Below are 22,697 nucleotides of genomic sequence, written 5' to 3'. Positions count from 1 at the left end.
GGGGTATGATGACATCATGGCGGCAAACGTCCTGTGAGCGGTCCTGCGCGGAAAAGCCAGTGGCTTCGGTGCGGCGACGATGCTAGGTAGCCGGCAATTCTTTTCCGATTTGGCGGGTTCAAGACGTTGCTGGACGGGCTCTACAAGGTTGAATACGGCGTCAACGATGGGTTCGGCCGCAGCATCATGTGCCTGCATGACGGCAAGATGCTGGGCGGCAATTCGGGCTTTGCGCATCTTGGCACCTATGTGGAGCGCGACGGCGAGATCAGCGCCGAGGTCATCACCGAGCGGCACAACCTCGATCCCAGCTACAAGCCGCTGATGGGGGCGGACGTCGCCTCGATCGGGGCTCGCGGCCGGCTGTACGGCAACGAGATCCGTCTTCAGGGCGGTGCGGACACGATGCCGGGCGCCCATTTCTGGGCCAATCTCACCAGGCTCGACGATAGGGCGCTGCCGCCACGCGGCACGATCGGGCCGGGCGGCATCGCCAACGGGCTCTATGGGATGAGGCTGCGCGCGCTCGATGGCATCGATGCCGGACTCTCCGGTGTGATGCTGCTGATCGACGGGCGCATACTCGGAGGCGATGCGTTCTTCTACTATCTCGGCGCCTATTCCTCGGCAGACGGCCGCTGGAAGGGCGAGATGCTGAACCAGGAGCACACGCCGGCGAAAGGGGAGAACCCCGTGTTCGGCGGCCTCGAGGTGGGCATCGGCTTCTCGGGGACCTGCACGGAAGACAGCGGCGAGCTCGAAGGCATCGCGCTCGCCGGCAAGCGCAGTCTGCGGCTGGCAGCTTCGCTCAAGCTGATGCGAAGGGCATAGGACCGTGTGCTCATCACCGTCGGATGGCGGCTTCGTGAGCTGAAGCAGGCTTCACGCGTCGTCCTCGCCAATGTCAGCAAGTGACCCCACAGCCGACTTTGGCGTTGAGCCGATTTGCTCCGGGTGCTATCTTTCGGCGACATCATTCCCGTTAGGACTGATGGGGCGGACGGGCTATCAGGCTTACGGACTGCCGCCCGCCATTTGAAAGTTGGACTACTTTGGCCATAGGCCCCGCCTCCGGACTTATTTCAAGTCGGCCGCGGAAATGTTCATTGGACTCATTTCCCTCCGTTCTTCCCATTGACTCGGAGGCGGGCTTTTCTGTCCACCGTTTTAGAAAAGCCATTTGCCATGTCTACTTTCAGAAGCCGAGCCCGGTGCGCGGCACGTAATGACCATTCAAGGCGAGTTTGCCCCTACGTTTTGGCTTCCGCAGTCTGGGCGGTCTGCGTCATTCCCTTTGCGAGCGCCGCGTCCGCTCAATGCGCAGCCCGCGATGTGTTGCAGAACCAGCTGAAGCTCAAGCCGCGTTCGGACCCAGCGTCGCAACAGCCTATCAAGTCCGGGCGCGACGTTGCGACATGGAAGACGATCACAATAGGTACCTTCGCTGACTCTCTTGCGTTGCGTAACGAGCTCGATAGCAAGGGTTGCAATGTCGGTGGTCAGGCCGCTGAAATCCTTGCTCGGCCGACGTTCATCGTTAGCTCTCGGAAGACAAATGTGGAGCTTGTCGATCTATCGCCTGCGCAGCTTGGGTTCACGTCCGATACCGTGGGTCTGGCTAGCGTTTACGCACGCGCCCAGCAGCTCGGCCTTGAACTTGCTGCGGCCGAAGTCGGCCCGCAATTGCGTATCCAATATCTCGACCAGCCTGTCGGCGAATTCCTCATCATAGCAATGGCCCCGATCAAGACGTGGAGCGGCGAGCCGATCATTCTGAATGTCGCAAATGGCGGCGCCGGATTGATACTCATCGGCCAGGATGGTCAATCCGAAGCGGAGATACCCCTGACATCTCGTTTCATTTTCGCCCGATCCTATCAACCGGCAGCTAGCGGCGAGGTCATCGGATCAGTAGCAGGAGCATTTCTGCCGCCGTGAACGGACTGACGTGCGTTTTCGTCGAATGTCCGCTTCTGGCCCGAAGGCGAGCTTCGAACGGCGTCCTCAGTTGTCGGCTCGTTGGGCTAGACCGGAAGCAACCGGCCGACCTTCCAAACGGCGCTAATGATCCCGAGCGGACATCGGGTTTGGCCAACTTCGCCCCTTCCCGCGACCTGGATTGGTCCCTACGATGCCGTTCTCGTGTTCAGGAGCGACGATGAGGCGGCGGGAGTTTCTCGGTGTTCTGGGCGGCTCGGCGGCGTGGCCACTCGTGGTGCGCGCGCAGCAGAGGTCCACACCGGTGATTGGTATCCTCGGCTTCGGCGCGACGATCCAGGCCGCACCGGGGGTTGCTGCATTCCGTCAGGGATTGCGCGAGGTTGGCTACGCCGAGGGCCGCAATGTTGTGATCGAGTATCGCTGGGCGGAGGGGAAGCCGGAGCGGTTTCCCGCTCTCGCGGCCGAACTGGTTGCGCAAAAGGTCGATGTGATTTTCTCGGCAGGCGGCACGCTGGCGACCCTTGCCGCCATGCGGGCAACATCGAGCATCCCTGTTGTTTTCGGTGTCGTCGGCAATCCGGTGGAAGAGGGCGTCGTCACCAACCTCGCGCGACCGAACGGCAACGCCACGGGGTTGTCCTACGTTTTCGATGACCTGCTTGGCAAATGGCTGGAACTGGCCAGGCAGGTTGCCCCTAGGGCTAGCCTCATCGCTGTTCTCTCGAAGACGGATGCGACGTCCAAGGACGCCTGGGAGGTCAGGCAGAAGCGGCTGACCACCCTCGGACAGACACTGGGAGTGCAGGTTCAAGTCGTCGCAGCGCAAGGTCCGGCTGAGTTCGACCGAGCCTTCTCGGAAATCTCCGCGAAGAGCGCGGGTGCACTGGTCGTGTTGCAAACGCCGACATTTGACGCTGAGCGACAGCGGATCGTTGATCTGGCGGCCGATCGGCGGCTGCCGACAGTCTACAGCGATCGAACCTACGTCGATAGCGGAGGTCTCGTGTCATACGGACCAAACCTCGCCGATTTGCATCGGCGTGCGGCAACCTATGTGGACAAGATCCTTAAAGGTGCAAAGCCGTCCGACCTGCCTGTTGAACAACCAACCAAGTTCGACCTGATCATCAATCTCAAGACCGCCAAAACGCTGGGGTTGGCCATCCCGCCGTCACTGCTCGCGACCGCGTTCGAGGTGATCGAATAACTGCGCGGATGTCTGCTCTTGGCCCATCGCGACAAATTCCGGCCGACGCCTGATGTCAGCCGTGAGGTGTAAACCGGACGCCACCTTGACCACCGGCAGTTGGCGGGCGCGTGGGCCTTCCTCAGGCAAAGTGATAAGGCAGTACCTATGCCATTCCGCTCGCCCCGGCCCTTCGTCCCGGATTGACGGTTTCGCAACGGGGAGTGCCGACCTTCTGATTCTCATCGGTCGCATCCTGCTTGCGTGGGTCTTCGTAGCGCAGTTCTAGTTCTTCTCTTCGTCTTGATGGTGACTGTGATCGCACATCGCTATTGGGAATATCCCGCCGGTCCGCAACAAATCGGACAGGGTGGCGCTTTCGTTCCAGCGGCTGCCTTGAGGGTATTCTGGCCGGGTGACATATATCGACAGCAGAGCGGCGGTCGACCTGAAGCTTTGCTGACATTTAAGGGAGGTGACAATGCGCATGCTCCGTTGGCTGATGCTGGGCAGTGCGGCGATCTTGATGGTTGGCGCGGCTACAGCTCAAACTTTCGATCCCAGGCGCCCCGTCTGCCTTCAGAAATGGGAGTGGGGTGGCAGCACGTATTTCGAGTGCGCCTATACATCGTGGGATCAGTGCCGGGCCGCGGCGATCGGACTTGCTGCGATGTGCCTGGAGAATCCCTATTGGCCGCGTGACGAACGCGCGCACGTCCGGCGAAAATGGTGATCCTCGAACGACGGACCCGAAGACTTCAAAAAAAGCTGAAGTCAAAGTTGCAGACATTTGATCTAGATCAAATGCCCATTTGAGTGGAAGCAAAGGCTCTCGTCGGGTGCCGATCCGCGAGCGGCATCGCCTCGCCAGTGCACGGCACCCCTTGCAAGTCATGGAGGAATGTCATGCTTCGATTCCTTCTCTTCGCTCTGGCCGCTCTGGTTTTCGTCACGATCAGCCTTATTCCTGACGATGCATACGCCCGCCGTGGCGGCGGTGGGTTTCATGGTGGCGGCATGCGCGCTGGAGCGGTCCATGGCGGCGCGCGGGTTGCGCATGTACGAGGCGGCGGATACCGCGTTGCAGGAGGCCGGTATGGCGTCGCTGGGCGTGGTTACGGATATCGACCGGTACAAGGCCGTCCTGTGGCGCGCGCGGCAGTGGCCCGTGGAGTGTACCGCAATACGGCTTATCGCGGGGCATATAGGGGCGCGGCCTATGGTCTAGGTGCGGCGGCGGTAGGAGCCGCGGCCGCCGGGGCCTATGGCGCCTACGGCGCTTACAGCAATTGCACGTACGACACCTACGGCAATTGGGTGTGCGGTATTGAGACGAGCGCGGGGGACGACGGCAGATCTGCCGCCGTCCCGCTACCGCTCGGCGGCCAGCTCCAGAGCAAGCGCCGCAAGGTCTCCTTGTGACTGTCATCTTCCGATCGGTCCTTGGCGTTGCAAGCCGATCGCTCTGCACCGATGTCCGCAGCGATCTGCCTGTCTGAAACTTGTCTCGAGCCAAACGACGCAAGCTCTTCTTCTCACGCAAGCTTGGGACAACACACCATCCATCGGCATCACGCATCATCGAGCGAGCAACATGAGAGTTCCGGCAGCAGGTTTCTTAGCAGGAATGCTCTTGCTCGCTGGCGCAGGTCCGGGCCATTCCGCGGTACGCATTGCGGGTGATCGCGGCGGATCGATCGCCTACTACGTGGAAATGTACGAAAAAATGCGTGCTTCGCGTCAATCGGTCGTCATTGACGGGCTTTGCGCCTCCGCCTGCACGATTGTCCTGGCAACCATCGCTCCGGACAATATTTGCGTGACCTCGAGAGCGAGACTGGCCTTTCATGCCGCGTGGGACTTCGGCAGGAACGGACGCACCTTCACGGATCGGGGCGCAACCTCGATGCTGTATTCGATGTACCCCGCGCCAGTGCGGCGGTGGCTTGACAGTCGCGGAGGTCTAACGTCTCGAACCATTTTCCTCGAAGGCAAGCAACTGCATGGCATGTATCGCGGGTGCGACCCGAATGCTCCCGCGGTCAGCAGGCCGGCTGTCCCGTGAGCCCGAAGAGAATTGTGTCCGGCTTTCGGGCAATCTCAATGAACGCGCCGACCGAAATAATGATTTGGATCAACTCGCGCGTCACGGCACGCGCGACGATTATCTTTGGGCGGGGTGCGAGGGACTCATCAAGACAGGCGATGGCGTTTGATACCAACGTGCTAAGTCACCTTTGAGGCGCAGCGGCGAGGCATCCTGCCGAGACAGCGGAGTCCGCGCGAGACGCGAATCTGTGCGACGGAGCACGACGCCAAGGTGTTCGCGCGCGCAAAGCTCGATGAAGGCCTGTCCGTCTTTGCCGGCACGATCAATCCGCATCTTCCACGGCGGCTCATTCCATCCGCATGCATTCAGGCCTGGCTTGGCGGTGAGCGGGACAGCACCTCGCCCCCGCATGAAGCGGGCCTGGATGAACGTCGGCCTTGGGCCACAGGCCAGACATCTAACAAGCTCGCCGCCAGCGGTTTACCACGTCGCAAGCAACGTTTCCCCGTTGTGTGCCGAACGAACCGCTGCCGTGAGACAAGCATCTTGTCTCTCCGGCTAAAAAGCGGCTCTCGCATAAACCTGGGGTCACTCGTCCTGCGGACCAAGGATCGGGAAAAAATGGCATCAGCCGGAACGTTCGAGAAGACTGCTGAGTTGGAAGTCATGCGCGTTGCGGCACGGCTGTTCTGACGGAAAACTACTCTGCGGCGGATTCGCAGCACTGCCGCTCGAGGATCACATGTACAAGACTGCGATATACGATGAACTGCGGCAGGTTGAGCGCGATGTCGTCGAAGGGGAGCGACGGCTCGCAGAGCAAGAGGCGCTCATTCTCGAGCTGAAGCAGCAGAATGAGGAGACGGCCAAAGCTGAAGCCGAACTTGAGCGAATGCGGGCAGAGCAACGACGCCGCGATCAGGACCGGCAACGTCTCCTCTCCCTGCTGCAACCCTGAAACAGTGCCCGCGATGAAATCCCGCCACGGTCGTGGCAGCAATATCGCGCGATGGTCCAGCGCGATTCATTGTAGCGCTCGACGCTGATGCCTGCTTGTGACGACAGGGACGACGGCCCGTCTCGGCAGTGAGGTAGCGGCCGGATTCATCGTGCTGACCGACATTGTCGCACCCGTTTTTCCGGGAACTCCGGGGAAAATCGACCGTTTCCCACGTTGATTTCGTTCGGAGACGTGAGTTTGAACCGGCGCCAATTACTTCGTGCATCGGCTGCTGTTTCAGCTGCCGCCATGCTGCCGCGTGCAACGGGTGCTCAGACGGGCGCTTCCTCGTCCTTCAGCCCATCCTACGTACGCCAGCTTGCTCGCTCCCTTGCGGCCAAGCCATTCGAACCTCCCGACGAGAAGCTGCCGGCTGCGTTGACCAATCTCAATTACGACCAATACCGATCCATTCGCTTCATACCCGACAAGGCGCTGTGGCGTGATGAGAAGCTGCCGTTCGAGGTGCAATTTTTCCACCGCGGCTTTTTCTACAAGAACAGGGTCGACATCTTTCAGGTAGCGGACAGGAGTGTCATGCCGGTCCCGTATCGGCGCGATGACTTCTCCTTCGGAGACGGTCTGGGGCACTGGCGAGATGCCGACGTCGGGTTTGCCGGACTCCGCATTCATGCACCGATCAACAGGCCGGATTACCATGATGAAGTTTGTGTGTTCCTCGGCGCCTGTTACTTCCGAGCCGTCGCGAAAGGGCAGACGTATGGTCTGTCCGCACGCGGACTCGCGATAGATACCGGCGAAGCCAAAGGCGAAGAGTTCCCGGTCTTCAAGACGTTCTGGCTGGAGAAGCCGGTGCCAAACGCCGCCTCCATCGTGGTGCACGCGCTGCTGGACAGCAAGAGCGCGGCAGCAAGCTACCGATTCACGATCCGGCCCGGCCAAACTACGGTCTTCGACGTCGAGATGGCGCTCTATCCTCGCGTAAACGTCGAACATCCCGGGCTTGCGCCAATGACCAGCATGTTCTTCTTCGGGCCGAACGACCGCAAGGATTTCGACGATTTCCGCCCTGCCGTTCACGACTCGGATGGACTTGCGATGCTCAACGGCAGAGGTGAACAACTCTGGCGGCCACTCAACAATCCGCGCGATCTGCAGATTAGCAGCTTTGCGGACGTCAATCCCGGCGGCTTCGGCCTGATGCAGCGGGAGAGGAATTTTTTTGCTTATCAGGATCTCGAATCCAGCTTCGAAAGACGCCCAAGCCTCTGGTTCGAGCCGATCGGCGATTGGGGAGAAGGAGCAGTAAAGCTATTCGAGATACCGACCAAGGAGGAGGTCCACGACAACATCGCCGCGCTCTGGCAGCCGAAGCAGCCGCTGGCAGCAAAGAGCGAGCACATCTTTACCTATCGGCTGCACTGGGGGCCGGACGCACCGAAACCCAAGGCACTGGCACGATTCACGCGCACCGGGGTTGGCAGCCGGGGCGATGACAACAAGCTGTTCGTGTTGGAGCTTATGGGGGACCAACTCAAAGAGATCGATGCCAAGACCATCAAAGGCGTGGTGACCGCCGAAAAGGCCGAGATCAGCAACATCGTCACGCAACCCAATCCCATCACAGGTGGGTGGCGTCTGAGCTTCCAATGCGTGGTCAAGAGGCAAACCGCGATCGAACTGCGAGCCTTCCTGGCTCAGAACGAAGAGCCGGTCTCGGAAGTGTGGGTCTATCGATGGACGCCCTGAAGCTGTCGCCCACGCCGCCCCACGATGCCCCTGGCAGCCCGTTTTTGCCGCCTGAAAGCCCCCTTGCAATGCCGCCGTGCCGGCTGGATCGCGCGAGTGAAGCGAGACGGTCGCCGCTGCATCCTGGTGCCGCATTGATGGTTCGCCGCCTCCTCCTTTTTTCCGGAACGGGGGTCCTGACGCTTGCAGGCGGCTACGGCATGTATGACGTCGTGAAGGTTGGTGGCGTGACGTTTCTCGAGGCGATGCTGCTCGGTCTGTTCCTCGTGCTGCTCGCCTGGATCGCATTGTCCTTCATGTCATCGCTTGCTGGATGTTTTGTATTGCTGACGCACGGGCGGCCCGGTCTTCCGATCGACACGAGGAGCCCGCTGCCTCGTGTAGCGTCGCGGACGGCCATGCTGTTGCCGACCTACAACGAGGACCCGCATCATATCATGGCGCGGCTGCGCGCGATGTATGAATCCGTCGAAGCGACGAGAGCCGGGGAGCAATTCGACTGGTTTTTGCTGAGCGATACGACCGATCCGGACATCTGGATTCATGAGGAGATGGCGTTCATTCGCCTGCGCCACGCCTGCGGCGGAGATCGGCTGTATTACCGACATCGCTCCGACAATACCGCGCGCAAGTCCGGCAATATCGCCGACTGGGTCAGGAGATTCGGCGCAAGCTATGACTTTATGATCGTTCTCGATGCGGACAGCCTGATGGAAGGAGACACGATCGTCCGCCTCGTCCACGCGATGGAAGCCCATCCCGCCGCCGCACTGATCCAGACACAGCCGGTCGTCGTCAACGCGTGCACGTTGTTTAGCAGGCTGCAGCAGTTCTCGGCACGTATGTACGGTCCCATCATCGCAGCCGGGAATGCGTGGTGGCACGGCGGCGACAGCAACTATTGGGGCCACAACGCCATCATCCGGGTCCAGGCCTTCGCCGCGGAGGCCGGGCTGCCGGAGCTGCGTGGTCGCAAACCATTCGGTGGGCACATTCTGAGCCATGATTTTGTCGAGGCCGCATTGATGCGCCGTGCAGGCTGGACGATCCATATGGCACCAGCCATTGGCGGCAGCTTTGAAGAAGTCCCGCCCTCGATTCTGGATTTTGCGGGCAGGGACCGTCGCTGGTGCCAGGGCAACCTTCAGCATCTCGCCGTCTTGCCCGCGCGCGGGCTGCACTGGGTATCAAGGCTGCATCTGCTGACGGGGATCGGCTCCTACCTGACCGCGCCGCTGTGGCTTCTGTTCCTGGTGCTCGGCCTGCTCATTTCACTGCAAGCGCACTTCATCCGACCGGAATACTTTCCGAAAGGGTTCAGTCTGTTTCCGACCTGGCCGCAACAGGACCCGGTCCTTGCGGCCTGGGTCTTCGCCGCCACAATGGGGCTTCTCGTCCTGCCGAAGTTGCTGGCTTATCTGGTGGTGATCAGCAATCGTGAAGAGCGGAGCGGCTTTGCAGGAAGCTCGCGCGCATTTGTTGGGGTCGTTTGCGAGACGCTCATCTCCGCACTGATCGCTCCCTGCATGATGATCTTCCAGAGCAAGGCCGTCGTGGAGATTCTCGTTGGCCTAGACGCCGGCTGGCAAGTGCAGCGCCGGCGCGATGGAGAGCTTGCTCTCGGCGAAATCTATAGCAAGTTCGCCGGCCCCACGCTCTGCGGGCTGGCCCTGTCGCTCAGCGCCTATGCCGTTTCCTTGCCTCTACTGGCCTGGATGTCGCCGGTGGCGCTGGGCCTTCTGCTTTCAATTCCCTTGGGCATCGCAACGTCCTTGCGGCTGAGGCGCCCCGGAATCTTTGCTACGCCGCAAACCATCACCCCGCCTGCCGTGGTGCTCCGTGCAAATGAACTCGCTGCATCCGAGCCCACCGAAATCGCCGGAGCGTTACGCCAGCTCAGCCGGGATTCGGAGCTGCTGGGCGGTCATCTGGGCTCGCTATCCCTTCCCAATCCGCGCAGGTTTGGCCCTGTCGACGTGCCTCTTGCCACCGCAACCGTCAAAGTCGGAGGATGTGAAACCTTGGAGGACGCCGCTGCCTGGCTCGACAAGTCGGAGTTGCGCGCCGTTCTTGGCCATCCCGCCCTGCTTGAGAGGGTCCTTGCATTGCCTCCGGGCAGGTAAGAGTAGACGGCCAGCTGGTGCGAAGCGTCGCTTCGGAGCGTCGATCCAAAGGACGCTGGTGTGCCTGGCGCGGAATCCGTGTCCCGCCGGGCTTCCCCTCGCGCCCCGCATGGCCTATTACGCTGCAGCGCAAAAATCCCCCCAAAAAGACCCCATGATCCGCCTCGACAACGTCAGCAAGCAAGCCGGCCACCAGATCCTGTTCATCGAAGCCTCCGCCGCCCTCAACAAGGGCGAGAAGATCGGGCTTGTCGGCCCGAACGGGGCCGGCAAGAGCACGCTGTTCCGGATGATTGCCGGCGAGGAACTGCCCGACGAGGGCCAGGTCTCGACCGATCGCGGCATCACCATCGGTTATTTCAACCAGGACGTCGGCGAGATGTCTGGCCGCAGCGCCGTGGCCGAGGTGATGAATGGTGCCGGTCCCGTCAGCGAGGTTGCGGCCGAGCTGCGCGAGCTCGAGGCTGATATGGCCGATCCTGACAAGGCCGACCAGATGGACGAGATCATCGCCCGTTACGGCGAGGTGCAGCACCGGTTCGAGGAATTGGACGGCTATGCGCTCGACGGCCGCGCGCGCGAGGCGCTGGCGGGCCTTGGCTTCAGCCAGGAGATGATGGACGGGGACGTCGGAAAACTCTCCGGCGGCTGGAAGATGCGCGTGGCGCTGGCGCGTATTCTCCTGATGCGTCCCGACGTCATGCTGCTGGACGAGCCGAGCAACCATCTCGATCTCGAAAGCCTGATCTGGCTGGAGAAATTCCTGCACGACTACGAAGGCACGTTGCTGATGACCTCGCACGACCGCGAGTTCATCAACCGCGTGATCTCCAAGGTGATCGAGATCGATTCCGGCTCGCTCACGACTTACACCGGCGACTACGAGTTCTACGAGCAGCAGCGGGCGCAGAACGAGAAGCAGCAGCAGGCCCAGTTCGAGCGGCAGCAGGCCATGCTCGCCAAGGAGATCAAGTTCATCGAGCGCTTCAAGGCGCGCGCCTCGCACGCGGCCCAGGTGCAGAGCCGGGTCAAGAAGCTCGACAAGATCGAGCGGGTCGAGCCGCCGCGCCGCCGCCAGAGCGTCGCGTTCGATTTCCAGCCGGCGCCGCGCTCGGGCGAGGACGTCGTCGCCTTGAAGAACGTGCACAAGGGCTATGGCAGCAAGTGCATCTATGACGGGCTCGATTTCATGATCCGCCGCAGGGAGCGCTGGTGCGTCATGGGCGTCAACGGCGCCGGCAAGTCGACGCTGCTCAAGCTCGTCGCCGGCGCGAGCGAGCCCGACGAGGGCACGGTGGCGTTAGGGGGCAGCGTCAAGATGGGCTATTTCGCCCAGCATGCGATGGACCTGCTCGACGGCGAGCGCACCGTGTTCCAGTCGCTGGAAGACGCGTTTCCGACGGCAGGGCAGGGCTCCTTGCGCGCACTCGCCGGCTGCTTCGGCTTCTCCGGCGACGACGTCGAGAAGCGCTGCCGCGTGCTCTCGGGCGGCGAGAAGGCGCGGCTCGTCATGGCCAAGATGCTGTTCGATCCGCCGAACTTCCTGGTGCTGGACGAGCCGACCAACCATCTCGACCTCGCCACCAAGGAGATGCTGATCACCGCGCTGTCGGATTTCGAGGGCACCATGCTGTTCGTCTCGCACGATCGGCATTTTCTCAGCGTCCTGTCCAATCGCGTGCTGGAGCTGACGCCCGAGGGCATCCAACAGTACGGCGGCGGTTACACGGAATATGTCGCGCGCACCGGGCAGGAGGCGCCGGGGTTGCGATCATAGTGGCGGGCGGTGGCTGCATTACGCGGCGCTCTAGCGAGGGCCAGATCGGTACATCTCATGTCCCGGATGCTGTGCGGCACGCAGTGACGCGCCGCTGCGCCGGGACCCACTTCTGGACGTGGAGGCATGGGCCCTGGGCCCCGGCTCTGCAGCGCATCGCTGAAGAGCGCTGCGCTGCGTCCGGGGCACGAGCTTCTTGCAACGCAGCCCCTTACGCGCTGGTCTCGCACTTCTTCATAAAGCTGTTCTTGGCGGCGCCGGCGAGGGGCTTGCCGTCGGAGCCGACGGCCTTGGGTGCGCAGGCATCCGCCTTGCACTTCTTCAGGAACGAGGTCTTGGCGGCGCCGGCCAGCGGCTTGCCGTCCTTGCCGACGGCCTTGCTCTCGCAGGTTTCTTGCGCGAAGGCCGAGCCCGCTGCAAAGGCGGCAACGATCGCTGCGAGGAAAATCCGCTTCATCATGGGTGTCTCCCTAAACCAGAAATAGCGGCCGGATTGGATCCGGGAATCGTGGCGCAATCAAGCAAGATCGGCGCCGTCGTCCGTCCGCTTGCCGATTTTTCAAGCGCGATCGGCAAATGTCCCCGTCTGTTGCACCGCTCGCTGACCCGGCCGGACAATCCTGCTAGCTTCGGCTCGGTCAAGATGAAGGGAGTATCGTGATGGACGCCACGATCCCGAAGGGCGAACAATCAGCCGGTCGGCATTCTCACCTGGTTCAGCCGCAAAACATGGACTGGCAGAAGACGCGCTTTCCAGGGTGCGAGGCCAAGACGTTGCTGTTCGATCGGAGTAGCGGTCTGATGACCGCCTTGATGCGCTTTGCGCCGGGCTCGGTGCTGCCCGATCACGAGCATGTCGGCATCGAGCAGAGCTATGTCATCGAAGGCGCGCTCGTCGACAAGGAGGGCCCGGCCAAGGGCATCGCCTGCAAGGCCGGCGAATTCATCTGGCGCGAGGCGGGCAGCCGGCACGCCGCCTGGTGTCCGGAGGGCGCCTTGATCCTGGCGATCTTCCAGGTGCCGAACAAGTTCTTCGAAGCCGATGGCCGCGTGGTCGACGCCTCGGGTCAGGATTGGGACGAAAGCTGGGGGCATACCGACGCGCAGCGGGCGCGGGGCAGCTAGGGGCTATACGCCCCGCATCAGCAACGCCTTGAAGTCGGCCCGCGCGCGCTGCGCTTCGGCGCGCGCGACGTCCGAGGCGTCGCCCATGCCGAAATAGCCATGGATCAGGCCGGGGCCCTCATGGTGCTTGACGCGCACGCCGGCGGCCTCCAGCGCCCGCGCATAGGCCGCGCCCTCGTCGCGTAGGGGATCGAACCAGGCGGTGGTCACGACCGCCGGCGCAACGCCCGCCAGTGAGGCGGCCCGCAGCGGCGACACGCGCCAGTCTGCGGCGTGGCTTGAATCGGCGAGATAGTGGCCGCAGAACCATTCCATCGTCGCGCGCGTGAGGAAGTAGCCCTCGGCATTCTCGGCGCGCGAGGGATAGCGCGCGTTCTCGCGCGCATCGGCGTAGGCGCCGAGCACGTCGGTCACGGGATAGACCAGCAATTGCGCGGCGAGCTTGATGCCGTCATCGCGGCAGGCGATCGCTGTGGTCGCCGCAAGATTGCCGCCAGCGCTGTCGCCGGCAACGCCGAGGCGTTTTGCATCGCCGCCAAATTCCGCGACGCGGTCGAAGATGTCACGCACTGCGGCGAAGGCGTCGTCGAAGGCGCCGGGGAAGCGCGTCTCGGGCGGGCGGCGATAGTCGACGGAGACGATGACCGCGCCGGTCTCGATCGCAAGGTTGCGCGCCTGCCGGTCGTGGGTTTCGAGATCGCCCGCTACCCAGCCGCCGCCGTGGAAGAACACCACGGTCGCTGCCGGCGTGGTGCCGGCCCGGTACACCCGTGCGTCGAGCGGACCGGCGCCGCCTTTCACCTTGATATCCTCGACACTATCGACAGGCGGCGGCGGAATGGCGGCGCGCGAGGCAGCCAGTGCGCGCAAGGAATCGCGGGCGCTCTGTGGCGTCATGACCGCGGGATCGCGCATCGGCATGAGCGGAATGATCTGGGCGATGACGGGATCGAGCGGTGCGGCCATGGGGTTTCCTCACGGGGTTCTTGGTCTTGCTTGGCCGTTAGCATAGGTTTTGCGCGCCGTATCGGCAACGGCGTCGTGCCGTGATGCAGCCGGATAACGGGCAGGGAGGTTCAAGAGGTGGAATTCGAAACGCTGGTCCAGTCGCGCCGCAGCGTGCGCGGCTTCAGGAACGAGCCGGTGCCGCGCGCGGTGATCGAGGCGATCATCGAGTGTGCCAAGCGCGCGCCATCGTCGATGAACACCCAGCCCTGGCATGTCCACGTGCTCACAGGTCATCCGCTGGAGGAGGTGCGCCGCCGCAACATGGAGGAGATGGCCGGCGGCGCCAGGGTCAAGCGCGACATCATCAGCCATGGCGAGTACCAGGGCGTGCACCGCACGCGGCAGGTCGACATCGCCAAGAAGCTGTTCGGCGCGATGGGAATCGCGCGTGACGACAAGCCGATGCGGCAGGACTGGGTGCTGCGCGGCTTCCGCCAGTTCGACGCGCCGGTCTCGTTGGTCTTGACCTATGACCGCGTGCTCGATCCGGGCGCGGTCTGCCATTTCGATCTCGGCGCGCTCTGCTACGGCATCGTGCTCGCGGCGTGGGATCGCGGTCTCGGCTCTGTCATCAACGGGCAAGGCATCATGCGCTCCGACATCGTGCGCGAGGTCGCCAGGATTCCGGAGGACGAAGTCATCATGACCTGCGTCGCGATGGGCTATCCCGACGACAGCTTTGCCGCGAACGCGGTTCGCTCGGACCGCGAGCACAACGACGAGTTCGTGCGTTACGTGGGTTTTGCCGATTAGCACGCGGAAGAGGAGATTATTCTCTGGCGGAAATTTTTGGTGCGGTGTCGCGTGCGGCCTCTTGCAATCTCGAAGTTGCGGGAGGAACAATATGCGGACTGAGAGGTTTGTTGCTGGCGCGAGGGAATTGACATGCGGCGGCTGGCTAGCCTGGTTCTGCGGTTGTTCGGTCCGCGACCGCGGCACAAGATCGATGATGATCCAAGTCTTCCTTTCACACCCGAAGAGTTCGGCCGGCTGATTCGCAGCGGCCGTCACGAGGACATGAAGCTGCTCGCCGAGGGGCTGGCCTGCCGGTCGATCCCGCGCCGCGCCAGCTATCGCGCGACTCATTAGGCCGCGTTCGAGACCCGTCTGCCGCGCTCACCGCGTGAGCGCGACCTGTTTGAACGAGTGGACCAGCGCCTTTTCCAGCTTCCCGTTCATCCCGCACAGAACGTTGTAGGCCTCCGCGCGCGGCATGGTGGGCTTGTAGTGCCGGTGCTCGATCAGCGCCGCAAAAATGTCCGAGATCGTTAGAATCCGTACGATGTCGCCGATGCTCTCGCCGCAGAGCGCATCGGGATAGCCGCTCCCGTCGAGGTACTCGTGATGATGGCGTACGGCATCGAGTATCTCCGGCGAGATCCCGTCATGGTCCTTGAGAAACGCGTGGCCGGCGGCGGGATGCGTTTCGATCAGCGCGCGTTCCGCGGCATCAAGACGGCCCGGCTTGTCGAGAATGGGGAGCGGAATCCGCGCCTTGCCGATGTCGTGGAACATGGCAGCCGAGTAGAGACGTTCCAGGTCGGCCCTGCCGACGCCAAGGCTCAGTCCGAAGTCGATGGTAATGCCGGTCACGAGGAGGCAATGCTGATAGGTTCCTTCGTGATGGCGCCGCACCGTCATGAGCCACTCCGTCAGGCCATGCTGGGCGATGCGGTCGGCAATCTGGCGGCCGGCTTCCTTGGCGCCGTTTACGTCAAGCGGTTGGCCCAGGGTCACAGCCGTGAACATCGATGCGGTAACGGTTGCCGCGGTCTCGACGGCGTTGTCCGGTTGCGTCATGTCGCCTGACGAAGCGGACGCCCCGTCGGCCGGATCGGTCAACGCCGCCAGCAGTTTGGTCCGGCCAACCGTGCTGGGAAGGACCAGCGTCGCCCCGAGCGCGTAGGCTTGCGAAATGCAGACGTGGGAGGTGTGCTCGAGCAGGAAGATGCGCTTCCTGGCCTTCGCCAGCTTGCCGGCCCGCTTCTTGATGGCGGCGATATTATCGACGTCGCGCAGCTCCGCGCGGATGACGATGGCGGCCGGCGTCTGCGACAGCTTGGAATCGGCGTCGAGTCGCTCGCCCGCAACGGTGAATTTTTCCTCGAGGATCGAGCAGACGCCTGAGAGCTTGTCGGACGTGTCGGCCAGCACATGCAGCAAGGGACGAACCGTCCCTGCCTCTCGGATGCCGCCGCTACAATTGACGAGGCCGGATCTGGTTGGCGCGTGCTGCACGGTCTCACTCGAAACACTGGGTGGAGCGTTCGGATCTACTTGCTCTGAACCGCGTTCTGCGCAGACGCTGTTGGGCCTGCAGGTTTCTTCTTGCCGTCAACGGTAACGAAATGGACGCCAGCCGTGGTGCCGTCGATCCAGACCAGTTCGCAGCGCCGGTAGGCGAGGCCAGTCGACGACAGCAGCATGAAGAACTCCTTGGCCTGGAGCACGTCGAGCGTGCCCTCGACCTCGATCTTGGCGCCGCTTTGCGACACGTCCAGCAGGACGCAACTGCGTCGCCAGGTGCCGTCCGAACCCATGAGGTTGACCGGCTGCCTGTGATCCATCTTCACGCGAGCGGCTTTGCGACCGTCGAATCTCATCGGCTAACCCCCATCTGTGCGCCGCGATTTCCCCGACTGCTCTCGTTGGCGTTTGCGGCAATTTCGCCCCATCGCACCGTCCACTGGCTGGTCGACAGAAGCAGCGTCTCGAAAATGTGCTGCGCGCGTTCGCGCTCGGCGAAGGAAAGCCTGGTGCCGCGGCGGTTGCTCAGGATGGCCAACGTGGTCTGCCAGTTCAGCCGCGAGGCACGGCAGGCCATGACCAGCGCCTCGCAATCGTCGTCGGTCATGACATGCTCGACGATCTCGATGGGGGCCCCCGAAAGCACCGATAGCGCCGTAACGAGGTTGGCGGTCTCGCCGCGGATGGCGAAGCGGTTCACCGTGGAATCGTTGAGCTTGCCGATGCGGCTGAGCGCGACGATCTCCGGGCGCGCGCTTGCATAGGCGGCCGCGCAGGGCAGCTTGGGAACGATTGGCGCGGCCGTTGCCGCTTGAGGCGAGACGGCGGCCTTCGGCGCTATGCCGGATTTCGCAGCTGCCGACGCCGACAGCAACTCCCGCATGACTGCGTCGGGCGTGTCCGGCCTGAGCGCGAGCGCCTTCGTGAGCTCATCATCCGTCAGGCATCTCGCAACGAGCGCAACGTAAGCGGCATCGGAGAATCGTGCCTCTGTGTTACCGATCAGCGCAATGCAAACGCTGCGGGCGCCGCCCTTGATCAGCGTCTCGATCACCGTTGGATCGATAGGCGCGCGGGCGGCGATCGCACATTGCTGCCGTTCGCCGCTCGCGGCCGCGATCGCCTTGAGATCGGCCGCCGACAGCGACCGCGACCTGAGCAAGATCGGGCACGCGACCTCCGGATCGTGGTGCGAGGCGAGACGTCGCAGGGTCTTCGGCGGAGCCACTTTGAGCTCCGCGAGCGCCGCGCTGAGATCGATCAGCGCACTGGCCTCAACCCGCTCTGTCAATCGCAGCAGAACGCCGTCGGTCACATTGGCGAGTAATTCCTGAGGCCGGTCGCGGCTATCGGTGAGCAGCTGCGAGATGCCGGAGAGGATGCGAGTGCAGCGGTCCAGCGGACACGTTGCGACCGCGTCTTCCAACTCGACCAGAATATCGGCAGGCGAATTTGCCATCATGGCAGGAGCCTGAATTGAAAAAATTTGACTGTACAACGTCCGTTATTGCGCCTTAAATCCGTTAATTTTTAATTTTGATAATTAAATGCCGGGGTATTAATGCACCGCCGAATTTCGGGAACTGTTATCGAAATTTGGCGGGACATGAACCTCCCGGCCTGTCTGCTCAATTGGACCCGTCTCCAATTGACCAGGACAGTTGATTGTTTCGCTGCAACGCAAAAACCGAAGGGGGGCGGCACGCGGCCGGACGCACGTCAAGCATGACGCCGCGTTTCTTATTGCCATGAACAGCATTGATGATGTGCCCAGGTCGGCACTCAAAACATTTCGCTTTTCAGACGTCGACGAATTTCGAAGCGCCATACGCGGGCTGAATTTCGAATTCACGCCGTTCGTACGAAAGATTTCGGCCGAGCAGACAATCCTGTCGTTGCCCGGCTGCGACGTGAATTTGACGCGCACGTTTCCGCGGGTGGTTGACGCGCAGCTCGTGGAGAATTGCACGGCGATCGGCTTCACGATGGACGACCTCAACGTACCCATTCGCTTCAACGGCTCGCAACGTGCGCGACCGGTCGTGGTCATTGGCAGCAGCGGCGCGGCCTACACCACCATTGAGGAGGTGCAGAGGCAGATCGCCTCAGTGGTTTTCAGGCCGGAGGTGGGGGATCGAGGCTGGCCGCACACGCTCTCAAGCTTCAAGATTTTTGAGATCTCCGCGGCCGGCCTGCACCGGCTGCGCAGCGTGGTTCGCCAGGTGCTGGCCGAGGCGTCCGGCGCCGTCGAGGCACCGGAGCTCCTATTGAAGGGCGCGGCGATGAAGGAGTCCCTGCTCGGAGCCGTCGACGAGGCTTTCGAAAGCGTCGTTTCGGCCCGCTGGACCCTGGGCCCCAACGACGGACGGAATTTCAGGGTATTCCAGGATATCCGCGCGCTGCTCTCTGACGACTTGTCGCAGCCGATTTACAGCGATGAGATCGCGCGCAGGCTCGGCCTGTCCGTTCGCACCATGCACGACGTCGTCCGCCGCTATCGCGGCATGAGCCTGCACCGCTATTTGCGTCTGCGCCGGCTGTGGCTGGTGCGCAGGCGACTTCTTGCCGGGGCCGATAGCGTCAAGGCGGTCGCGCTGGCGTATGGCTTCTGGCATCTCAGCGATTTCTCCAGAAGCTACCGCGACCAGTTCGGCGAGACGCCGTCACAAACACTGGGCCGCGGTCGCGGACGATAGTGCGACAAATCGAGTAGGGCCGGACGCCGGTTTCGTGCTACCGTCCAGACATGAGCAATCGCATTCTCGTCTTCTACGGTTCCTACCGTTCCGACCGCATGGGCATCCGCCTTGCGAATTTCGTCATCAATCGGCTGCAGGGTCGCGGCGAGGAGGTCGAATTCATCGACGCCAAGGCGATCGGCCTGCCGATGCTCGACCGCATGTACAAGGAATATCCCAAGGGCTCGGCGCCCACTGAGCTGGAGAAGCTGGCCGGGCAGATCCGCGACGCCGACGGATTCGTCTTCGTCACCGGCGAGTACAATTGGGGCATCCAGCCCGGCCTGAAGAACCTCACCGACCATTTCCTCGAAGAGTGGTTCTGGCGTCCGGCCGCGATCGCGAGCTATTCGGCCGGCCGTCTGTCCGGCGCGCGCGCCGCGACGGCCTGGCACGGCACGCTGTCGGAGATGGGCATGGTGGTGGTGTCGAGCACCATCGGTGTCGGTCCGATCGCGCAGACACTGTCGGCCGACGGCGAGCCGATCGGCGAGGGCGGCAAGGCGCTGGAGCGCTCGTTCCCACGCTTTGCAGACGATTTGCTGTGGTGGATCGAGGCGGCGAAAGCACAGCGGGCGCGCAAGGCGCCGCCTTATTGAGACGCGCTCCGTATCACCTCACCCCAGCGGGGAGAGGCCGGATTGCCATGGCGCGCAATTGCGCGCCTGAGCAATCCGGGTGAGGGGCCACAGCGTACAGTGACACTGTAACGCCTCACCCGGATCGCATCTTCGATGCGCTCCGACCTCTGCCTACGGGAGAGGTGCAAGGAGCCCCGCGGCGGATCGTTCATTGACGCGCGTGTTGTTCTTACGCCGCCCTGACCTCGCCGAGGAAGCGGTCGAACTGTCCGGCAAGATCTCGTGACTGCATCGAGAGCTGCTCGGCGGCGCCCAGCACCTCCCTCGCGGCGGCTCCCGTGTCGTCGGCGGCGCGCTGCACGCCGGAGATGTTGCTGTTCACCTCCTGGGTGCCGCGGGCGGCCTCCTGGACGCTGCGGGCGATCTCCTTGGTGGCCGATCCCTGTTCCTCGATCGCGGCGGCAATCGCGGTGCCGATCTGGTCGATCTCGGCGATGACATCGGCGACGTTGCGGATCGCGGCCACGGTCTCGTCGCTCGCGGTCTGGATCGCGGTGATCTGTTCGGAGATCTCGGTGGTGGCCTTGGCGGTCTGGCCGGCCAGCGATTTCACTTCGGAGGCGACCACGGCAAAGCCGCGGCCGGCGTCGCCGGCACGGGCGGCCTCAATGGTCGCGTTCAGGGCGAGCAGGTTGGTCTGCTCGGCGATGCTCTGGATCAGCGTGACGACGTCGCCGATCTTCTGGGCGCCCTCGGCGAGTGCGCGGGCGGTGTCGCCGGTGCGGCGGGCGTTGTCGACGGCGCGGGTCGCAATCTCGGTGCTTTGGGCGACTTGACGGCCGATCTCCGCGATCGAGGAGGTCAGCTCTTCCGTGGCGCTGGCGACGGTCTGTACGTTGGTCGAGGTCTGTTCGGAGGCGGTGGCGACCACCGCGGCCTGGCTGTTGGTCTGCGCCGCCGTCGAGGTCATCGACTGCGCGGTGCTTTCCATGGTGGCGGAGGCCCGGGACAGGCCGCCGACCAGCTCCGTGACCTTGGCCTCGAAGGCGCGGGTGAGATCGTCGAGCGCCTGTGCGCGGCGCATCTTGCCGTCATTCTCGGCCTGCTTCTCCGCGGCGAGCCGGTCGGCTCGGATCATGTTGTCCTTGAACACCTGAACCGCCGCGGCCATCGCCCCGATCTCGTCGGAACGCTCGGCGCCGGGAATGCTTTCCGCGACCTCGCCATCGGCGAGCCGTGACATCCGCGTCGTCAGGGTCACGATCGGCGCGCAGACGCGGCGGCGAACCATCACGATGAGGCCGACGCTCGCGATCAGCACGGCGAGAAGGCCGGCGAGCGCGACCGTGAAGCTGGAGCGTGCGGCCGAGGAAGCCCCGGCGAGGATCTGCTCGGCATTGTCGTAGAAGGCGTTGCGGACCTCGATGATGGTGCCGAGGCCGCGCTGCGTGGCGGCGTAATAGGTGTCCACGTCGTGCTCGTACTTGCCGGTGACAGCGCCGTCCTTCACCAGCTTGAGCTCGCGGCCGAACTCCTCGACATAGACCGAATTGAACTTCTCCAGCGCCGCGGCGACGTTGGCCGGCGTCGCCGGATTGCCGCGCAATTCCAGCAGCGCCATCACGAGCTGATCGTTGCGACCCTGCGAGCGGCCGATGTCGGCCTTCTCGCCGTCGGTCGCCGGTTTCTTCCCTCCGACGAGATTCTTGTGCAGGCTGGAGTTGAAGCCGCCGACGTCGCGCAATGTCATGGCGGTGTTGGCGTAGCTGGCCTGCCGGTAGGCGTCGCCGTTCAGGATCGCCATGCGGCGGACCTGCTCGTTGAGCAGCGCGGTCACGCCGCTGTTGAGCACGGCGTTGTCCGCAACGATCTTCTTGGCCGCGTCCTTGCGTGCCTCGGCCGGCCCGGCCAGCGCCTTGTCGATCGCGTCGCGCAGTGCCGTGAACTTCGCATTGAGCCCGTCGATGTTGCTGCCGATGGTGGTGCCGTCGTCGAACGAGCCGGGCAGTTCCTTGCGCAGCGCATTCATCTTGTCGCGGGCGCCGTCGGTCTGCTTGCGCAGCTTGTCCTGCTCGGCAAGCAGCGCGGGATCGATCGTCGCAGGCCCGTAGAGGATGTTGGTGGAAAAGCCGCGTTCGGGATTGAGATAACGCGGGATGTCGCTGACGGCGCGGACGATCGCAAGCCGGCCTTGCGCCTCGGTGATGCGCTCCATCGTCTGGTACTTCGTCACCGCAACGTAGACCGCGAGGCCGCCGCCCACGGTCGAGAGTGAGGCGATGGCGGTGGTCAGGAGCGTACCGATTTTCATGGGCGCAGTCCGGCAATTGGCGCGGGGAGAATTATTTTGCCCGAACAATAGGCAGCTGATGTTAATCGCGGGTTTACGCTCTGTGCCGCCGGACCCCCGCCTCAGCTGTAGGTCGCGCTTACTGTTCCCAGCGGACCAAAATCGGCGACGTAGGTTTCGCCTGCCTTCGGCCTCAGCATGCCGGTCAGCGTGCCCGTGCTGACGGTCTGACCCGCCTTGAGGCCGATGCCGGTCCGCGACAGCTCGTTGGCGAGCCAGGCGAGCGGCACCAGAGGATGGTCGATCGCTTCCGCCGCGGTGCCGCGGCGTCTCTCGGCGCCGTTGCAATTCAGAACAACGTCCTGATTCGCAATGTCGCGGCTGCGCCAGTCGGCAATGGACTCTCCAAGGACGATCGTTCCCGATCCAGAGCCGTCGGCCACGATCGCGGGCATCGGTGGAAACGCCGCATCGTGAACGAAGCGACATTCGGCGAGCTCGAGGCCGGGATGCAGCGAAGCAACGGCATCGCCGACCTCTTCCACCGTGTAGGGCTTCGCGCGCGGAAGCAGGTCGGCGCCGAGGCGAGCCTGGTATTCGACTTCTGGAATTGGGCTGCATTGCCGGGCGTGCTCGACGTTTGCAGGCGAGGCCTTGACCAGGGGCGCGAACACTCGCCCGTAGATCGGGGATGAGATGCGAAGCTGGCGCTGGAGCCCCGGCTTCATGCCCGCGATCTTCCAGCCAACGACCTCCCAGCCCAGTTCCTCCTCCACCATCTGCGCCACGCGGTACGCCGTGTCGGCGTCCGGTGGCACCAACCGCTCGTCGAGGCCGCTTTGTTGCCTGCCTTCGCGGCGCAAAGTGGCGAGCTGACGGGCGAGTTCGCGTTGTCGTGACAAATCCATCGCTGCGTATCCA

General features: G+C 63.2%; 22 protein-coding genes. 14 read left to right on the top strand and 8 right to left on the bottom strand.

What is annotated here, in order from left to right; genetic code table 11:
• Positions 1–126: 126 nt before the first annotated feature.
• From ACVIIV_RS27290 to ACVIIV_RS27275, 4 genes are all read left to right on the top strand, one after another.
• On the top strand, positions 127–831 hold the full coding sequence (locus ACVIIV_RS27290; RefSeq protein WP_456746906.1) for a GrlR family regulatory protein: 705 nt from the start codon (positions 127–129) through the stop codon (positions 829–831).
• Between the two features lie 501 nt (positions 832–1,332).
• Positions 1,333–1,938: a hypothetical protein gene (locus ACVIIV_RS27285; RefSeq protein WP_456746905.1), complete on the top strand. Its 606-nt coding sequence runs from the start codon at positions 1,333–1,335 to the stop codon at positions 1,936–1,938.
• 220 nt (positions 1,939–2,158) lie between these two features.
• Positions 2,159–3,148: an ABC transporter substrate-binding protein gene (locus ACVIIV_RS27280; RefSeq protein WP_456746904.1), complete on the top strand. Its 990-nt coding sequence runs from the start codon at positions 2,159–2,161 to the stop codon at positions 3,146–3,148.
• Between the two features lie 460 nt (positions 3,149–3,608).
• A complete protein-coding gene (locus tag ACVIIV_RS27275; RefSeq protein ID WP_456746903.1) occupies positions 3,609–3,860 on the top strand; it encodes a DUF3551 domain-containing protein in 252 nt (83 codons plus the stop codon).
• Positions 3,861–4,018: 158 nt separating this feature from the next.
• Here the strand turns inward: ACVIIV_RS27275 and ACVIIV_RS27270 are convergent, their stop codons facing one another.
• Entirely contained in the window at positions 4,019–4,264 is a 246-nt protein-coding gene (locus tag ACVIIV_RS27270; protein ID WP_456746902.1) for a hypothetical protein, read from the bottom strand.
• A 1,183-nt stretch (positions 4,265–5,447) separates the two neighbouring features.
• On the opposite strand from ACVIIV_RS27270, the gene ACVIIV_RS27265 reads away from it, so the two are divergent.
• From ACVIIV_RS27265 to ACVIIV_RS27245, 5 genes are all read left to right on the top strand, one after another.
• Positions 5,448–5,870 (top strand): hypothetical protein, encoded by a 423-nt coding sequence (locus tag ACVIIV_RS27265; protein WP_456746901.1) that lies wholly within the window; start codon positions 5,448–5,450, stop codon positions 5,868–5,870.
• A gap of 49 nt (positions 5,871–5,919) precedes the next feature.
• On the top strand, positions 5,920–6,135 hold the full coding sequence (locus tag ACVIIV_RS27260) for a hypothetical protein (RefSeq protein ID WP_456746900.1): 216 nt from the start codon (positions 5,920–5,922) through the stop codon (positions 6,133–6,135).
• A gap of 240 nt (positions 6,136–6,375) precedes the next feature.
• Positions 6,376–7,887, top strand: coding sequence for a glucan biosynthesis protein G (locus tag ACVIIV_RS27255; RefSeq protein ID WP_456746899.1), 1,512 nt, complete (start codon positions 6,376–6,378; stop codon positions 7,885–7,887).
• A complete protein-coding gene (mdoH, locus tag ACVIIV_RS27250) occupies positions 7,875–10,010 on the top strand; it encodes a glucans biosynthesis glucosyltransferase MdoH (protein WP_456746898.1) in 2,136 nt (711 codons plus the stop codon). Before ACVIIV_RS27255 ends, mdoH begins: the two co-directional genes overlap by 13 nt.
• 154 nt (positions 10,011–10,164) lie before the next feature.
• On the top strand, positions 10,165–11,787 hold the full coding sequence (locus ACVIIV_RS27245; protein WP_456746897.1) for an ABC-F family ATP-binding cassette domain-containing protein: 1,623 nt from the start codon (positions 10,165–10,167) through the stop codon (positions 11,785–11,787).
• A 211-nt stretch (positions 11,788–11,998) separates the two neighbouring features.
• Here ACVIIV_RS27245 and ACVIIV_RS27240 read toward each other — a convergent pair whose 3' ends face one another.
• Positions 11,999–12,247 (bottom strand): hypothetical protein, encoded by a 249-nt coding sequence (locus ACVIIV_RS27240; protein WP_456746896.1) that lies wholly within the window; start codon positions 12,245–12,247, stop codon positions 11,999–12,001.
• A 200-nt stretch (positions 12,248–12,447) separates the two neighbouring features.
• Here ACVIIV_RS27240 and ACVIIV_RS27235 point away from each other — a divergent pair, with 200 nt between their 5' ends.
• Positions 12,448–12,912, top strand: coding sequence for a cupin domain-containing protein (locus ACVIIV_RS27235; RefSeq protein WP_456746895.1), 465 nt, complete (start codon positions 12,448–12,450; stop codon positions 12,910–12,912).
• A 3-nt stretch (positions 12,913–12,915) separates the two neighbouring features.
• Here the strand turns inward: ACVIIV_RS27235 and ACVIIV_RS27230 are convergent, their stop codons facing one another.
• Positions 12,916–13,878: an alpha/beta hydrolase gene (locus ACVIIV_RS27230; RefSeq protein WP_456746894.1), complete on the bottom strand. Its 963-nt coding sequence runs from the start codon at positions 13,876–13,878 to the stop codon at positions 12,916–12,918.
• A gap of 117 nt (positions 13,879–13,995) precedes the next feature.
• Between ACVIIV_RS27230 and ACVIIV_RS27225 the strand changes: the two genes are divergently transcribed.
• Entirely contained in the window at positions 13,996–14,673 is a 678-nt protein-coding gene (locus ACVIIV_RS27225) for a nitroreductase (protein WP_456746893.1), read from the top strand.
• Positions 14,674–14,805: 132 nt separating this feature from the next.
• The gene (locus tag ACVIIV_RS27220) at positions 14,806–15,009 is read left to right on the top strand and encodes a hypothetical protein (RefSeq protein ID WP_456746892.1); all 204 of its coding nucleotides are present in this window, start codon (positions 14,806–14,808) and stop codon (positions 15,007–15,009) included.
• A 27-nt stretch (positions 15,010–15,036) separates the two neighbouring features.
• Here ACVIIV_RS27220 and ACVIIV_RS27215 read toward each other — a convergent pair whose 3' ends face one another.
• The 3 genes from ACVIIV_RS27215 to ACVIIV_RS27205 form a co-directional block, all read right to left on the bottom strand.
• The gene (locus tag ACVIIV_RS27215; RefSeq protein WP_456748840.1) at positions 15,037–16,080 is read right to left on the bottom strand and encodes an HD-GYP domain-containing protein; all 1,044 of its coding nucleotides are present in this window, start codon (positions 16,078–16,080) and stop codon (positions 15,037–15,039) included.
• A 113-nt stretch (positions 16,081–16,193) separates the two neighbouring features.
• Positions 16,194–16,523 (bottom strand): PilZ domain-containing protein, encoded by a 330-nt coding sequence (locus ACVIIV_RS27210; RefSeq protein ID WP_456746891.1) that lies wholly within the window; start codon positions 16,521–16,523, stop codon positions 16,194–16,196.
• Complete coding sequence (locus tag ACVIIV_RS27205) at positions 16,520–17,629, bottom strand: DUF2336 domain-containing protein (RefSeq protein WP_456746890.1); 1,110 nt, start codon at positions 17,627–17,629, stop codon at positions 16,520–16,522. The genes ACVIIV_RS27210 and ACVIIV_RS27205 overlap by 4 nt, the downstream gene beginning before the upstream one ends.
• Positions 17,630–17,915: 286 nt before the next feature.
• Between ACVIIV_RS27205 and ACVIIV_RS27200 the strand changes: the two genes are divergently transcribed.
• Together ACVIIV_RS27200 and ACVIIV_RS27195 are read left to right on the top strand one after the other, a co-directional pair.
• Positions 17,916–18,863, top strand: a complete 948-nt coding sequence (locus ACVIIV_RS27200; protein WP_456748839.1) for a helix-turn-helix domain-containing protein — start codon at positions 17,916–17,918, stop codon at positions 18,861–18,863.
• A 50-nt stretch (positions 18,864–18,913) separates the two neighbouring features.
• The gene (locus ACVIIV_RS27195) at positions 18,914–19,504 is read left to right on the top strand and encodes an NADPH-dependent FMN reductase (protein WP_456746889.1); all 591 of its coding nucleotides are present in this window, start codon (positions 18,914–18,916) and stop codon (positions 19,502–19,504) included.
• 211 nt (positions 19,505–19,715) lie between these two features.
• Here the strand turns inward: ACVIIV_RS27195 and ACVIIV_RS27190 are convergent, their stop codons facing one another.
• Entirely contained in the window at positions 19,716–21,797 is a 2,082-nt protein-coding gene (locus tag ACVIIV_RS27190) for a methyl-accepting chemotaxis protein (protein ID WP_456746888.1), read from the bottom strand.
• Positions 21,798–21,898: 101 nt separating this feature from the next.
• Entirely contained in the window at positions 21,899–22,684 is a 786-nt protein-coding gene (locus ACVIIV_RS27185; protein WP_456746887.1) for a 2-keto-4-pentenoate hydratase, read from the bottom strand.
• Between the last annotated feature and the right edge of the window lie 13 nt (positions 22,685–22,697).

It is taken from the genome of Bradyrhizobium sp. USDA 4354 (genome assembly GCF_054060315.1).
The sequence above is the reverse complement of the archived record's forward strand: the minus strand, read 5'-3'. Positions and strand labels throughout refer to the sequence as shown.

Excerpts from the sequence above, each read along its gene's own strand:
- ACVIIV_RS27245 (WP_456746897.1), top strand. The coding sequence starts at position 10,165 with ATGATCCGCCTCGACAACGTCAGCAAGCAAGCCGGCCACCAGATCCTG.
- ACVIIV_RS27230 (WP_456746894.1), bottom strand. The coding sequence starts at position 13,878 with ATGGCCGCACCGCTCGATCCCGTCATCGCCCAGATCATTCCGCTCATG.
- ACVIIV_RS27260 (WP_456746900.1), top strand. The coding sequence starts at position 5,920 with ATGTACAAGACTGCGATATACGATGAACTGCGGCAGGTTGAGCGCGAT.
- ACVIIV_RS27275 (WP_456746903.1), top strand. The coding sequence starts at position 3,609 with ATGCGCATGCTCCGTTGGCTGATGCTGGGCAGTGCGGCGATCTTGATG.
- mdoH (WP_456746898.1), top strand. The coding sequence starts at position 7,875 with ATGGACGCCCTGAAGCTGTCGCCCACGCCGCCCCACGATGCCCCTGGC.
- ACVIIV_RS27190 (WP_456746888.1), bottom strand. The coding sequence starts at position 21,797 with ATGAAAATCGGTACGCTCCTGACCACCGCCATCGCCTCACTCTCGACC.
- ACVIIV_RS27240 (WP_456746896.1), bottom strand. The coding sequence starts at position 12,247 with ATGATGAAGCGGATTTTCCTCGCAGCGATCGTTGCCGCCTTTGCAGCG.
- ACVIIV_RS27280 (WP_456746904.1), top strand. The coding sequence starts at position 2,159 with ATGAGGCGGCGGGAGTTTCTCGGTGTTCTGGGCGGCTCGGCGGCGTGG.
- ACVIIV_RS27185 (WP_456746887.1), bottom strand. The coding sequence starts at position 22,684 with ATGGATTTGTCACGACAACGCGAACTCGCCCGTCAGCTCGCCACTTTG.
- ACVIIV_RS27205 (WP_456746890.1), bottom strand. The coding sequence starts at position 17,629 with ATGATGGCAAATTCGCCTGCCGATATTCTGGTCGAGTTGGAAGACGCG.
- ACVIIV_RS27195 (WP_456746889.1), top strand. The coding sequence starts at position 18,914 with ATGAGCAATCGCATTCTCGTCTTCTACGGTTCCTACCGTTCCGACCGC.
- ACVIIV_RS27210 (WP_456746891.1), bottom strand. The coding sequence starts at position 16,523 with ATGAGATTCGACGGTCGCAAAGCCGCTCGCGTGAAGATGGATCACAGG.
- ACVIIV_RS27220 (WP_456746892.1), top strand. The coding sequence starts at position 14,806 with ATGCGGCGGCTGGCTAGCCTGGTTCTGCGGTTGTTCGGTCCGCGACCG.
- ACVIIV_RS27235 (WP_456746895.1), top strand. The coding sequence starts at position 12,448 with ATGGACGCCACGATCCCGAAGGGCGAACAATCAGCCGGTCGGCATTCT.
- ACVIIV_RS27200 (WP_456748839.1), top strand. The coding sequence starts at position 17,916 with ATGAACAGCATTGATGATGTGCCCAGGTCGGCACTCAAAACATTTCGC.